Origin of the sequence: Pseudaminobacter soli (ex Li et al. 2025) (genome assembly GCF_003012705.1) — a bacterium.
GTDB lineage: Bacteria > Pseudomonadota > Alphaproteobacteria > Rhizobiales > Rhizobiaceae > Pseudaminobacter > Pseudaminobacter soli.
Genome location: NZ_PXYL01000005.1, coordinates 243,696 through 257,105 on the forward strand (window position 1 = coordinate 243,696; position 13,410 = coordinate 257,105).

At 62.6% G+C, this 13,410-nt stretch carries 14 protein-coding genes; 9 read left to right on the forward strand and 5 right to left on the reverse strand.

Annotated elements, in window-relative coordinates; all coding sequences use genetic code 11:
• Window positions 1–142: 142 nt before the first annotated feature.
• Genes C7I85_RS12780 through C7I85_RS12790 form a run of 3 tightly spaced genes read left to right on the forward strand, consistent with a single transcriptional unit; the run spans window position 143 to window position 3,210 of the window.
• On the forward strand, window positions 143–1,207 hold the full coding sequence (locus C7I85_RS12780) for an ABC transporter ATP-binding protein (protein WP_106724372.1): 1,065 nt from the start codon (window positions 143–145) through the stop codon (window positions 1,205–1,207).
• Window positions 1,204–2,391 carry an ABC transporter permease gene (locus tag C7I85_RS12785; RefSeq protein WP_106724472.1) on the forward strand — a complete coding sequence of 396 codons (1,188 nt, stop codon included), beginning with the start codon at window positions 1,204–1,206 and terminating at the stop codon, window positions 2,389–2,391. The genes C7I85_RS12780 and C7I85_RS12785 overlap by 4 nt, the downstream gene beginning before the upstream one ends.
• Window positions 2,392–2,394: 3 nt before the next feature.
• Entirely contained in the window at window positions 2,395–3,210 is an 816-nt protein-coding gene (locus C7I85_RS12790) for an ABC transporter permease (protein ID WP_106724373.1), read from the forward strand.
• A gap of 13 nt (window positions 3,211–3,223) precedes the next feature.
• On the opposite strand, the gene C7I85_RS12795 is transcribed toward C7I85_RS12790, so the two are convergent.
• Both C7I85_RS12795 and C7I85_RS12800 read right to left on the reverse strand, forming a co-directional pair.
• On the reverse strand, window positions 3,224–4,063 hold the full coding sequence (locus tag C7I85_RS12795; protein WP_106724374.1) for an aldo/keto reductase: 840 nt from the start codon (window positions 4,061–4,063) through the stop codon (window positions 3,224–3,226).
• Window positions 4,064–4,276: 213 nt separating this feature from the next.
• The gene (locus tag C7I85_RS12800; RefSeq protein ID WP_106724375.1) at window positions 4,277–4,714 is read right to left on the reverse strand and encodes a hypothetical protein; all 438 of its coding nucleotides are present in this window, start codon (window positions 4,712–4,714) and stop codon (window positions 4,277–4,279) included.
• Window positions 4,715–5,108: 394 nt separating this feature from the next.
• Between C7I85_RS12800 and C7I85_RS32275 the strand changes: the two genes are divergently transcribed.
• Window positions 5,109–5,414 carry a GCG_CRPN prefix-to-repeats domain-containing protein gene (locus C7I85_RS32275; RefSeq protein ID WP_428832854.1) on the forward strand — a complete coding sequence of 102 codons (306 nt, stop codon included), beginning with the start codon at window positions 5,109–5,111 and terminating at the stop codon, window positions 5,412–5,414.
• A gap of 66 nt (window positions 5,415–5,480) precedes the next feature.
• Complete coding sequence (gene dapF, locus C7I85_RS12805) at window positions 5,481–6,539, forward strand: diaminopimelate epimerase (RefSeq protein WP_245444918.1); 1,059 nt, start codon at window positions 5,481–5,483, stop codon at window positions 6,537–6,539.
• Window positions 6,540–6,567: 28 nt separating this feature from the next.
• Here the strand turns inward: dapF and C7I85_RS12810 are convergent, their stop codons facing one another.
• Together C7I85_RS12810 and C7I85_RS12815 are read right to left on the reverse strand one after the other, a co-directional pair.
• Complete coding sequence (locus tag C7I85_RS12810; protein WP_106724377.1) at window positions 6,568–7,422, reverse strand: MurR/RpiR family transcriptional regulator; 855 nt, start codon at window positions 7,420–7,422, stop codon at window positions 6,568–6,570.
• Between the two features lie 48 nt (window positions 7,423–7,470).
• Window positions 7,471–8,475 carry a polyamine ABC transporter substrate-binding protein gene (locus tag C7I85_RS12815; RefSeq protein ID WP_106724473.1) on the reverse strand — a complete coding sequence of 335 codons (1,005 nt, stop codon included), beginning with the start codon at window positions 8,473–8,475 and terminating at the stop codon, window positions 7,471–7,473.
• A gap of 223 nt (window positions 8,476–8,698) precedes the next feature.
• Here C7I85_RS12815 and C7I85_RS12820 point away from each other — a divergent pair, with 223 nt between their 5' ends.
• Genes C7I85_RS12820 through C7I85_RS12835 form a run of 4 tightly spaced genes read left to right on the forward strand, consistent with a single transcriptional unit; the run spans window position 8,699 to window position 12,656 of the window.
• Window positions 8,699–9,781, forward strand: coding sequence for an ABC transporter ATP-binding protein (locus C7I85_RS12820; RefSeq protein ID WP_106724378.1), 1,083 nt, complete (start codon window positions 8,699–8,701; stop codon window positions 9,779–9,781).
• Between the two features lies 1 nt (window position 9,782).
• On the forward strand, window positions 9,783–10,679 hold the full coding sequence (locus C7I85_RS12825; protein WP_106724379.1) for an ABC transporter permease: 897 nt from the start codon (window positions 9,783–9,785) through the stop codon (window positions 10,677–10,679).
• 10 nt (window positions 10,680–10,689) lie between these two features.
• Window positions 10,690–11,520: an ABC transporter permease gene (locus tag C7I85_RS12830; protein WP_106724380.1), complete on the forward strand. Its 831-nt coding sequence runs from the start codon at window positions 10,690–10,692 to the stop codon at window positions 11,518–11,520.
• Between the two features lie 2 nt (window positions 11,521–11,522).
• Window positions 11,523–12,656 carry a P1 family peptidase gene (locus C7I85_RS12835; RefSeq protein ID WP_106724381.1) on the forward strand — a complete coding sequence of 378 codons (1,134 nt, stop codon included), beginning with the start codon at window positions 11,523–11,525 and terminating at the stop codon, window positions 12,654–12,656.
• Window positions 12,657–12,750: 94 nt separating this feature from the next.
• On the opposite strand, the gene C7I85_RS32140 is transcribed toward C7I85_RS12835, so the two are convergent.
• The gene (locus C7I85_RS32140) at window positions 12,751–13,071 is read right to left on the reverse strand and encodes a helix-turn-helix domain-containing protein (RefSeq protein WP_342587302.1); all 321 of its coding nucleotides are present in this window, start codon (window positions 13,069–13,071) and stop codon (window positions 12,751–12,753) included.
• Between the last annotated feature and the right edge of the window lie 339 nt (window positions 13,072–13,410).

Sequence of the window (13,410 nt, forward strand, 5' to 3'; positions counted from 1 at the left end):
GGAACTACGGACGGCCCGCGCCTGAGGTGCGGGCCGTCCGACCATCCTTTCCGGTTCGATCGCCCAGCTCGATCGACGGGGATGGTTCCTTGAGGTGCTTTCCGGCTCGCGCCGGAAAGGCAATGCCTGAAGTGAGGGAAATTTGCCGGCTTTCATTACTCTCGACCGCATCTCCAAGGCCTTCGGTCAGCTCAAGGTCGTCGATGAACTGGACCTCCAAATCGAGAAGGGCGAGTTCGTAAGCCTGCTCGGGCCGTCCGGCTCCGGCAAGACGACGATCCTGATGATGCTCGCGGGCTTCATCGAACCGACGAGCGGCGAAATCAGGCTGGAAAACAAGCGCATCGACCACCTGCCGGCCCATCGCCGCAATATGGGCGTGGTGTTTCAGAACTACGCGCTCTTTCCGCATATGACGGTGGCCGAGAACGTCGCCTTCCCGCTGATGATGCGCGGCGTTTCCAAGGCCGAAGCTGCCGAACGCGTCAGCCGCGCCATCGACATGGTTAAGCTCGGCCATATCAAGGATCGCAAGCCGGCCCAGCTTTCGGGCGGCCAGCAGCAACGCGTGGCGCTGACCCGCGCGCTCGTGTTCGAGCCGAGCGTGGTGCTGATGGACGAGCCGCTGGGCGCGCTCGACAAGCAGCTGCGCGAGCACATGCAGTTCGAGTTGCGCGAGTTGCACCGCCGGCTTGAACTGACCATCGTTTTCGTCACCCATGACCAAGGCGAGGCGCTGACGATGTCGGACCGCATTGCCGTGTTCAATGCCGGCCGGATCGAACAGCTGGCGTCGCCGGAAGCGATCTATGACCGGCCCAATACGCGCTTCGTCGCCGAATTCATCGGCGAGACAAATCTCTTTACCGGAAAGGTGGAAGCCTGCGAAGGCCGGAACGCCAGGATAAAACTGGAAAGCGGGCCAATCGTCCAAGCGAGCATTCCCACCGATTTCACCGCCGGGAACGCCGCGCTCGTCAGCGTGCGCCCCGAGCGCGTAAGGCTGGCCGAGCAGGCGGGCGCCGACAACTCGATCCAAGTCAAGGTTCTGGACACCGTCTATCAGGGCGACCATCTGCGCGTGCGGCTGGCCGGCAGCGGCATCGACCTGGTCGCCAAGCTGGAGCGCAAGGCGCGCCCCTGGCCTGTAGGCGCCGAAGCCTTCGCCACATTCGAACCCGACGAATGCACGGTGATCAGGCCATGATGTCAGTGGCCTTGCGCGCACGGCTGACGGCACTGGGGCTGATCACCCCGCTGGTAGCCTTTCTGGTCGTGTTCTTCTTCTGGCCGCTGGCGACCATGATGATGGCCTCGGTGACCGACGGCACAGTGCGCGGCGTAATGCCTGAGACGGCAGCCGCCCTGTCCGGCTGGGATGGAAACACTCCGCCGAGCCCGGAGATGCAGCAGGCTCTCGTCGCCGACCTGCGCAAGCCGGTCGACCAGCTTGCCTTTGGTGATGCGGTGCGACGGCTGAACAGCGAGCTTTCCGGGTTCCGCTCGCTGATGTCGCACACGACCAGTGCCGTCAGGGATGCGCCTGAGGGCCAGGCGCTCGATCTCGCCACGGTCGACCCGCGCTGGAGCGAGACGAAATACTGGCTGGCTGTGAAGCACGCCATGCCGCTCTACACCGACCGTTACCTGCTGGCCGCCGCCGATCTCGAACGTGACGCCGCCGGCAATATCGCTGCCGTCGATGCCGGCGCCTCGGCGAACCGCCAGATCATGCTGCGCACCTTCCTGATCGCGGCGACCGTGACCGTGCTGTGCGCCTTGATCGGCCTTCCCTATGCGCTGATAGCTGCATCCGCCACAGGCTGGGTGCGTGCGCTGCTGCTGATTGCCGTGCTGCTGCCGCTCTGGACATCGCTTCTGGTGCGCACCGCAGCCTGGTTCATCCTGCTGCAGAACGAGGGGCTCATCAACGAGGCGCTCAAGGCTATTGGCCTGATCAGCGAGCCGCTGCCGCTGATCTTCAACCGCACCGGCGTCGTGATCGCGATGACGCATGTGCTTCTGCCCTTCATGGTGCTGCCGATCTATAGCGGGCTGCTGACCATACCGGCCAATTTGATGCCGGCGGCTGCCTCACTCGGCGCCTCGCGGCTCAAGGCATTCCGGTATGTGCTCCTGCCGCTCGCCTTCCCCGGCCTGATGTCCGGTTCGCTGCTCGTCTTCATGGTGGCGCTCGGCTACTACATCACGCCTGCCCTCGTCGGCGGCCCGAACGACCAGATGATCAGCTCGGTGATCGCCTTCTTCGCCACAGGAACGGCGAATTGGGGCATGGCGGGCGCGCTCGGCCTTATCCTGCTCGCCGTCACCACCGTGCTCTATCTCGTCTACGGGCGACTGTCGCGGTCGCCCACCATGGTGGGGACCTGACCGATGGCCGGAAAGACCAGTCCCGCACTGCGCGCCGCCCAGATCGTCTTCGGGCTTGCAGTCGTGTTCTTCCTTCTGGCGCCGATCATCGCCATCCTGCCGCTCGCCTTCAATTCGAGCGTGTTCCTCAACTATCCGATCGAGACTTTTTCCTCGCGCTGGTTCGGCGAGTTGCAGAACAACGAGGTGTGGCGCCGTTCGATCGTCAATAGCCTGATCATCGGATCGGGGGCGACGATTGTCGCCACCGTGCTCGGTACGCTAGCGGCACTCGGGCTGCGCAGCAGCCATCTGCCTTTCGCCAATGCCATCCGCACCACCTTCCTGATGCCGATGGTGGTGCCGGCGGTGGTGCTGGGCGTCGGCATGCAAATGCTCTACGGCCGGCTCGGGCTCGCCAATTCCTATCTCGGCGTCATCGTCGCCCATGCAGTGCTGTGCATTCCCTTCGTCATCGTCAGCGTGTCGGGTTCGCTGATTGCTATGGACCCCTGGCTTGAGCGCGCGGCGAGCAGCCTCGGCGCCACGCCCCTCAACGTGTTCCGGCGGGTGACGCTGCCGATCATCATGCCCGGCATGCTGACGGGCGCGGTGTTCGCCTTTGCCACCTCGCTCGACGAGGTGGTGCTGACATTGTTCGTCGCCGGCCCCAACCAGCGCACGCTGGCGCGGCAGATGTTCGCCAGCATCCGCGAGAACATCAGCCCTGCGGTGGCGGCGGCCGCCTTCCTGATGATCGTCGGCACGCTTTGCGTTGCGGGCCTTGTGGGCTTCATGCGCTGGCAGCGCCAGCGTGCCCTGCGGCTGCAGCCGGCCTGAGCGCCTCGCCTGATCAGAGCATGGGCAGGCTGCCGGGCCAGCGGCCGCGCGGAAACGCCTTATCGATGCGGTCGATTTCCGCAGCGCTCAGCCTGATGTCGCCCGCACCTGCATTCTCGATCGCGTGGCCCAGGGTCGATGCCTTGGGGATGGCGACGACAGACGCCTCGCGCGTCAGGAAAGCCAGCGCCACCTGGCGCGGCGTTGCCCGATGCGCCTCGCCGATCTCGACAAGCAGCTGCCCTCCTGCCGATGCGTCGGCAGGAAACTCGCCATGGCCGAAGGGGCTGTAGGCCACCACCGTCACGCCATGCTCTGCGCACCAGGGCACAACGCCATGCTCTATGGCGCGCTCGCGCAGATGGTAGAGCACCTGGTTGCAAGCGATCCTGCCCTCTCCCGCAACCGATAGCGCCTCATCGAGATCGTCGACGTCGAAATTGCTGACGCCCCAGCACAGGATCTTGCCGGCCTGGCGCAGATCCTCGAAAGCGCGAAAAGTTTCTTCCAACGGGTAGCGACCGCGCCAGTGCAGCAGGTAGCAATCCAGCCGATCGGTGCCGAGCCGCAGCAGCGAGCGCTCGCAGGCCGCGAGCGTTCCGGCGTAGGAAGCGTTCCCCGGCAGGACCTTGGAGACGACGAACACCTCGTCGCGACGGCCGGCAATGGCATCGCCCACCACCAGTTCGGCGTCGCCATACATCTCCGCCGTATCGATATGGGTCATGCCGAGGTCGATGCCGCCACGCAGCGCCGCGACGGCGGCCTTGCGGTCACCTTCGTCGATGTACCATGTGCCCTGGCCGATCCGCGAAACGGCCAGGCCGGTACGCCCGAATGGATGCTCCAGCATGGCGACCTCCCGCTCCGGCCGACTCGTTACCGATCCATCTTAGGGCGCAAAGAGCGAAAGTGGATATGGCCCGCACCGGCATTTTCCGGAAAGCCCGGACAGGAACGTCACCAACTCCATTCCGAATGGTGCGGCCTCACGCCGTCGCCGTGATCCCGTAGAACTCTACCGAGCGCCAGCCATTGAGGTAGCACTTCTAGGGTGCGCCTATCGTCAATCAACTGGGTTGGGCTTGTCCTGCGGTGCACCCGACGGTGGCAGCGCCACTCTGAATCCGCCATATGTCAGAAGGACACCGATGACGAGCGCGACCAGTTCATAGACATCGAAGTATCTGGTGTAGTGAAGCAGGTCGAATATGGCCGACACCTCCGGCGGCAGCGCTATCAGCAACACGCCACGGATCACGAACAGCCAACCGATGATCGTGACAACCACAGGCAGAACGCCGCCGGACCAGATGTTGTGGGCCAGCACGATGGCAAGGCCGCATGCAAGCGCGATCATGCCCATGAGCAACATCAGCAAGCGATCGTGCATGAGTTGGCCGACGATCTCGATGGCCGTCGGCCTTTGCACATAGAGTGCCACGGTAAAAATCAGGAAGAACAGGCCGAGCAACCGGCTCAGATAGATTGTAAGGCGTGACATCCCAGCCTCCAGCGCAAGATCGCCAACCTTTTGATATTATACTCCTTTGCGCCTGCAATGGCAGACAAACTGACACTGCCGCGCCTTGGAACCGCAAGCAGTGTCGGATGCGGAAAAAGCCGAAACGACGCCTCAGTCGAGAAAAGTTGATTGGGCTGACCGCCATTTCGACCGCCAATTCGGGCATAATGCCAGCATGGATGGGGCAGCGAGCGCCTGTCCCGGGCAATCGCGTCGCCATCCGATTTTGAAGGGCTTGTCTTTCATTTCGGAGAAAAAAGAGATGACGAGTCAGCTCCTGAAAGTTGTGGCCGGGATCGGCCTTCTATTCGCCTCTTCATACTCGGCGTTAGCCTTCCCAACCCCCGCTACCCTCGACACGGGCGCATCGACTATGCTGCAACCCGTGGCGCAGGGCTGCGGACCGGGCGGCTGGCGTGGACCGTATGGCGGTTGCCGCTACGGGCGTTACTACCGGCCCTATGGATACGGATACCGGTATTACCGGCCTTACGGTTACTACCGCGGTTATGCGCACCCATTTGGTGGGTACTATCGACGGCACTACGGCTACTATCGTGCACACCCATTTGGTGGGTATTACGGACGGCCCTACGGCTACTACCGCTATGGGTACCGTGCGCACCCATTTGGTGGGTACTACCGACGGCCCTACGGCTACTATCGCGGGTGGAGATAATTCTTCGCCCGTCTTCAAAACGGAATGGTGCCGTGAGCCATCGGTTTGCGGTACCATTCATCAAGATTGCCACGCCTCATCGCCGCGGGTTTCCGGCTACTCCCGTCTTGTGGAGCAGACCCTCGAGAAACTCGTCTCATAGACGCGGTTGTGGCTTGCCGAAACAGTCGCTTGCCCGGTCGCGCGCGTAATGATCAGATGCCGCCATCAGCACCCGATCGATTGAACGCGATGAGCCCTGAAAAAATCCGGCCGCAAACGGCCAGCGACACCAGCCGTGCTTTCGTGAAAATGCACGGGCTGCGCAACCACTTCGTGATCTTCGATCGACGGATCGACCGACGAGCTTTCACAAAGGAAGACATCGTGCGCATCTGCGACGCACAGGTCGGCGTCGGCGGCGATCAGTTGCTGACCATCGAACACCCTTCCGAACAAGGCTCCGCGGCCGGCGCCGATGCCGCGATGCGCATCTTCAACATCGACGGCCACGAGGTTTCGGCTTGCGGCAACGCTACCCGATGCGTGGCGCACCTGCTGCTCGAGGAAACCGGCGGTACCGAGCTTCTTCTTGAAACCGGCGGCGGCCTGTTGAAATGCCGGCGTTCCGGGCCGATGCAGGTCAGCGTCGAAATGGGACCGATCAGCGGCGATTGGCAGAACTTTCCGCTCGCCGAGGAAGTCGATACGACGCGGCTGCCCGTCGAGAACGGCCCGCTGCGTGACGGTGTCGCCCTCTGGATCGGCAATCCGCACGCAGTCTATTTCGTCGACAGCCTTGCGGAGATCGACCTGGCGAAGGTCGCAGCCCCCATCCAGAACCATCAACTGTTTCCGGAAGGCGTGAATGTCGGCGTGGCCGAACTGGTCGATGCTGAGACAATTCGGCTCGCTGTCTGGGAGCGCCCCGGCATCGCCACCCAGGCATGCGGGACCGGCGCCTGCGTCGCCGCTTACGCTGCGCGGATGAGAGGCCTGACGAAAAGCGACCGTTTCACCGTCCACCTCCCGGCCGGCGCGTTGGGAATCGAGCTTATTGGCGACATGGCGATCATGTCCGGCCCGGTCGCCTATTGCTGCCGGGGTTTCGTCGACTGCGAGGAAACGGTCTACGATTTCGCCTGAGTTGCGCTTGGCCGGGCGGCCAAGCCGCTCAGGCCTCGAAATCGCCAAATGTATCCTGCAGCCTGGTCAGTAGTTCGACGCGTTCGTTCACTTGGTCGCCAAGCAACACGATGATGTTGCTCAGAAGCAGGTCCATCACCGCCGTCATGGTCGCGGCACCGTCCCACAAAGGTCCGTGCGATCCCGGCACGATCAGCGCCACGTCCGAAGCCTCCTTGGGCCAAAGACAGAACTCGTCGGTAAGCAGGATGACCTTGACCCCGGCTCGCCGCGCCTCGAGCGCAAGCGGCTGGGCTTTCGCCGCGAACCGGCGCACGTCGTGCAGGAAAAGGACCCTGCCCTCGACCGATCCATCGAGCACCTCGGCATAGGTGCCGTTCAACCCGTCGACGAATTGCACCCTGGGCCGGGTGTATGAAAGTTGGCTGGCAAAATACTGCGCGATGCCGCGCACATTCTGGTAGGCCGCGACATAGACCTCGCTTGCCGAAACCAGTAGATCGATCGCCTGCTGCCATTCGGGCGAGGTGGTGAGTTCGTATATCTGCCCTAGATTGTCGACCTGCTCCTGGATGAGCCCGGCAATGAGCTTTCCATCGCGGATGTCCTGCTGGAGGCGATCGACCTGGCCCTTTACCTGCCAGGCCGGGTTGGAATGGCCTCGCCGCAGTTCGTTCTTGAGATCGTCGAGGCCATCGAAGCCCAGGCGGCGCAGATAGCGGCCCACCGTCATCGGCGAGATGCGCAGATGGGTCGCAATCGAGCGGGCTGTCTCATAGGGCAGCTCTACCATGTTGCGTTCGATATAATTGGCGATCAGGCGGTCGGACTTTGACCGCCTGAGTTCCTCGCTTCGGACTAGCTTCAATATACGATTGGACACTGCTTCCCCTGTATACCCACCCGCCTGGGCAGGCGGGTAGCTATTGATCTACTGGGCGGTCTTGACCTTCGTCCATGCCCGGTCGAGCTGGCGCAGTCCGGAACCCAGATCCTCGAAGATCTGAAGGCGCTTCATGGTCTCGTCGGTCGGGTTGATTTCCTTGCTATTCTTGATGTTCTCCGGCGTCAATTGGCGTGCCGGAACGTTGGGCGTTCCGTTCGTCTGCTGCGCGATGTTGAGCGCGGCGACCTCGGGACGCGTATAGAACTGCAGGAACTTGATCGCGTTATCCTTGTTCGGCGCGGTTTTCAGCACGCAGATGTCTTCCTGATACATGGTCGCCCCTTCCTCGGGGATCACGTAGCCGAGATTTTTCGGGTCGCCGAAGACATCCACCATGCCGCCGACGAAGAAGTGCGCGGCCGCAACGTCGCCGGACTGCACCATGGGTCGCGCATCATAGGTGAAAGCGGCAACCTCCGGCTTGATCCCGATGATGGTATCGGCGGCCTGCTGCAGGTCGTTCGGATCGGTGGAGTTGACGGGATGGCCGTTCAGGATCAGGCCGACCGCCATCACCTCGCGCATGTCGTCGAGCAGCGTGAACTTGACGCCCTTGGCCTTTGCCGTCTCGAACAGATCGTGCCAGCCGGTGATGTCCTTGCCCAGAACCGTGCGGTTGTAGAGGATGCCGACCGTGCCGAAGGCGTAGGGAAGGCAATATTCTCCCTTGGGGTCGCTCTTGGCGCGCAGGAACTGCGGGTCGATGTTCTTGAAGCCTTCATACTGGTTGATGTCGGTCTTCTCGAGCAGGTCCAGCTTGGCCATGATGTCCTGCATGTGGACGGACGGGAAGACGATGTCGTAGCCGGTCGCTCCGCCCTGAATCTTGGCCAGCATTTCCTCGTTGGAGGAATAGGTGGAGAGGTTGACCTTGATCTTGGTCTCCTCCTCGAACTTCTTCAGAACTTCTGGATTGATGTACTCACCCCAGTTGTAGATGTTGAGTTCGGCGGAAAACGCCAGGCTCGCCGTGGACAGAAGCGCCGCCATCGTGGCGAGAGCGGCGCGGGCCAGCGAGGTTGTCCGGCGGGTCTCCCCCCGCCGCGATTTCGGATTGCGCATTGAGTATTCCCCTTCTTTTCCGCCCGAACGGTGCTCCGTGCCGGTGCCGATCTTCCGGACGCCTGTCGAGCGTTGACTTCGACCCAGAAATGATATCCACATATCCAAAACGCACAAGCGTTATATTAATAACATTTCTGGGGAACGACAGATGCGAAATTCGATGGTCCGACTGGAGGGGGCCACAAAGGTCTTTTCCACTCCTGAGGGGGAAAGCCTGAAAGCGCTCGACGGCATCGACATCGATGTGGGGCGCAACGAGTTCATCACGCTTCTGGGCCCGTCCGGATGCGGAAAGACGACACTTCTTCAGGCGGTCAGCGGTTTCGTCGAGCTCGATTCCGGCCGGGTGATCATCGACGGCCAGGAAATGAACGACCGCCCGCCCTATCGGCGCCCGGTCAACACCGTCTTCCAGAACTACGCCCTTTTCCCCCACATGAGCGTGGGCGAAAACGTCGGCTACTCGCTGGAAGTGGCCAGGGTCTCGAAGGCGGAGCGGACCGAAAGGGTCGCGTCCGCCCTGCGGATGGTCGGCCTGGAAGGGATGGAAAATCGTCGTCCACGGCAGCTTTCCGGCGGGCAGCAACAGCGCGTGGCGCTGGCACGCGCATTGATTGCCCGCCCGAAGCTCCTGCTTCTCGACGAGCCGCTCTCGGCACTCGATAAAAACCTGCGCGAAACGATGCAGCTGGAGCTCAAGACGCTCCAGCACGAGCTCGGCATTTCCTTCGTCTTCGTCACCCACGACCAGCAGGAAGCGCTCACCATGTCGGACCGCATCGCGGTCCTGTCCAACGGGCGGATCCAGCAGGTCGACACCCCGCGGGCCATCTACGACCACCCCGCCAACACCTTCGTTGCGAGCTTCATCGGCGCCAGCAACCTCTTCGAGGGGCAGGCGAACGGCGATGTGGTGACGACCGCGGAAGGGACCACGATCCGCCACGCCTCCGAAGGAGCCAAAAACAGCCGCGTGACGGCGCTCATCCGGCCCGAACACTTTTTCCTCGATGCGACGGAAGGCTGTCCGGCCGTGGATGTGGTGGTGGAGCAAATCGTCTTCGTCGGCTCGAGCTTCGAGCTGTTCGGCCGCACCGAGCAGGGCCGGCGGCTTTCGGCGCATGTGCCGGCGGCAAGGCGCGCAACTATCGGCGCATTGCAGCAAGGCCAGAAGAGCCGGTGGTATTACGACCCTTCCGCGGTCCATCTCATCCAGGGGGAGGTCGCCTGACATGTCGGCAAGGCTTCTCCGGCGCATCCAGCTCGCCGCCCTCCTCGGCCCGGTGTCGCTGTTCCTGATCGTGTTTTTCCTCGTTCCTCTCACGATCATGATCGTGACGAGCTTCTTGACGCCTGGCCTCTATGGCGGCGTGGAGTGGAGCTTTTATCCGCACAATTTCGGACGCATCCTCGGCTTTGCCGATCCGGCCTTCGAGGAATTCGACCCGGTCTACATGGCGATCTTCTTCCGGTCGCTTCGCATCGCGGCCCTCACCGTCATCGCCACGCTGGTGGTCTGCTATCCGGCGGCCTTCTGCGTGTCGCTCCTGCCCGACCGCTGGAAGAGTTTCTGCCTGTTTCTCATCACGCTGCCGTTCTTCAGCAGCCTCATCGTCCGGCTGTTCGTCTGGGTGCTCATCCTCAGGCAGACCGGCCTTGCCAACGAGGTCCTGCTGGCCCTCGGCATCATCGCCCAGCCGCTCAACATGATCTACACGGACGGCGCGATCATTCTCGGCATGGTCTACATCTTCATCCCGTTCATGTTCATGCCGATCTACGCCAGCGTCGAAAAGCTCGACTGGCGGCTTGTGCAGGCTTCCCTCGACCTCGGCGCCGGACCGGTTCGCACGTTCCTGCGCATCGTGCTGCCGCTCACGGCCCCGGGGGTAATCGGCGGTGCGGTCATCGTGTTCATTCCGGCGCTCGGCAATTTCATCGTGCCGGCCGTGCTGGGCGGCGCAAAGGTGATGATGCTCGGCAACTTGATCGAGACCCAGTTCCTCGCCGCGCGCAACTGGCCCTTCGGCTCGGCGCTGGCCATGATGGTCATGGCGGTGATGCTGGTCCTCCTGCTCGCCTATGTCCTTGTCAGCGGACGCCGCAACGCGGCCGCGGCCCTGTCCTGAGGAGAAACCGATGAGGATCGCAGCTGCGCTGTTCCGCGGCAGCCTTTACGCCTACACCGCGCTCTTCTTTGCCTTCATCTACATTCCGCTCGTGCTGATCGTGGTCTATTCGTTCAACGCGAACCCGATCAACATGATGACCTGGAGCGGCTTCACCACCGAATGGTATGCCCAGGTCCTCGGCTTCAAGACGACGATCTCGGAGAACGCGCTCTATATCGAATCCACCGATCAGCTTGTCGCCGCAGTGCTCAACAGCCTGAAGATCGCAACGGCCACGACCATCATCGCGACCGTCTTCGGCACGGCGATTGCGCTTGCCCTGCACCGCTTCAATTTCGTCGGGCAGGGATTTTATCGGGTGGTCATGTTCATGCCGATGCTGATGCCCGACATCGTGCTGGGCATCGCGCTGCTCATCTTCTTCGTCAACGCCGGCATCAGCCTCGGCATCACCACCATCATCATCGGCCAGTGCACCTTCCTGATCTCCTACGTCTTCATCGTCGTGTCGGCACGGCTGGCCGGCATGGACCGCACACTCGAAAACGCATCCGCCGATCTCGGGGCCAATGAGTGGACGACCTTCAGGCGCGTGGTCCTGCCCCAGCTCATGCCGGGCATACTGGGCGGTGCGCTGCTCGCCTTCATCATCTCGATGGACGACCTGGTGATCACCTATTTCATCGCCGGCATCGACGTGACGACCTTGCCGATGTTCATCTTCTCCATGCTAAGACGCGGCATCAAACCGGAAATCAACGCAATCGCCGTGATGATGCTGACGTTCTCCTTCGTCATCGCATCCATCGGCCTCTATCTCCGCTCAAGACAAAAGTGATCATGAAGAATTCCAGAAACTCACCGCCCAAACCGCGCGGTCGCGACCTTGGTTTGCCTTTCCGTGGGAAAACCGGCCCGCTCAACGCCATCACCGATGTCGAAGGCATCGCCGTCGGCTTCCGGACCATTTGGGAAGACACCCCGCGCCCCAGGCGCAAGCAGCCCACGCGGACGGGCGTCACGGCTATCGTCCCGCATGCCGGGTCCGAGACGCCTGTTCCCGTCTATGCCGGCGTCCACCGGTTCAACGGCAATGGCGAGATGACCGGCACGCACTGGATCGAGGATGGCGGCTTTTTCCTCGGGCCGGTCCTGATCACCAACACCCATGGCATTGGCATGGCGCACCATGGCGCGATCAAATGGATGCTGGAGCGCTACCGCACCACTTACGACACCGACGATTTCCTCTGGATCATGCCCGTCGTGGCCGAGACTTATGACGGCGCGCTCAACGACATCAACGGCATGCACATCGGCGAGGCCGATGTCAGGGCTGCCCTTGATGCCGCAGCGCCCGGCCCGGTCCAGGAAGGCAATTGCGGCGGTGGCACCGGCATGATCACCTATGGCTTCAAGGGCGGCACCGGCACCTCGTCGCGCGTCGTCGAGCTCGACGACAAGCGATACACGATCGGAACCCTCGTCCAGGCCAATCACGGCCAGCGCGACTGGCTGACCATCTGCGGCGTGCCGGTGGGCCAGCACATGCGCGACGGCACACCGCAAAGCCAGCTCAAGGAGCGTGGGTCGATCATCGTCGTCATCGCAACCGATTTGCCGCTCGCGCCGCACCAGCTGCAGCGGGTGGCACGCCGCGCCTCGATCGGCATAGGCCGCAACGGAACGCCCGGCGGCAACAATTCGGGCGACATCTTCCTCGCCTTCTCCACCGCCAACCCACGCCCCATGCTGCATCGCGCGCCGCCGCGCATGCAGATCGAGATAATCAACGATGAACTCTTGGACTCCGTCTACATGGCCGTGGTGGACAGCGTGGAGGAAGCCGTGGTCAACGCCATGCTCGCCGCTGAAGACATGGGCGGCACGCCCCACGACCGGCTGAAGGTCGAGGCCATCAAGCACGAGCCGCTTCTCGACGTCATGCGCCAATATGGGCGGGTGAACTCCTAGGCGTTCGCGATCGCCAAAAAGCAAATGCAGCGGAGTCGTCGCTGAAATCCTCGGCGACGACTCTCGCGGCCCAAGGCGGCGCCACTTTGGCCGGCTATGAAATGAGCTTCGAGCGCCGCCATTCGCTGGGTGCCATGCCGGTGCGAAGGCGGAAGAAGCGGGAAAAGTAAGCCGGGTCCCTGAAACCGATCTCGTATGCGATGTCTTCCAGCGGGCGGACGGTGAACAGCAGTAGCCGCTTTGCCTCAAGCAGGCGGCGTTCGTTGACCAGTTCCTTCACCTGCATTCCGAAGGCGGCCTTGCAGGCCTTGGCCAGCAGGTGCGGCGTCGTCGCGAGCGCCGCGGTATAGCGCTCGACGCTCCAGTTCTCGCGGAAATGCGCATCGATCATGCGGCGCAGCTGGGTCGCGACCACGAGATGCGGCGGATGAGCCGCGGAAGGCAGGTCTGCGGCAAGGCGGGCGAATCTGCGTCATGATGGCCGATGTGAGGGACGCCATCGCCATCTGGCTGCCCGCTCCGGCGCCGACATATTCCTCGGCGGCGATGTCGATCAGGTGAGCGAGGCGGTCCCACAGCCTGTCCTCGCCGATGGCCCAAACCATCACCGGCATGTCGAGCGGCAGGATCGTCTGCTCGCGCACCGACAGCAGGGCACCGTCCGCGATGGAGATGACGACGGCATCGCTTTCTCGGCTCGACAGAAAATCCATGCACGATCCCGCTCGGCACGAAGCTCACGGCCGGCGCGGAA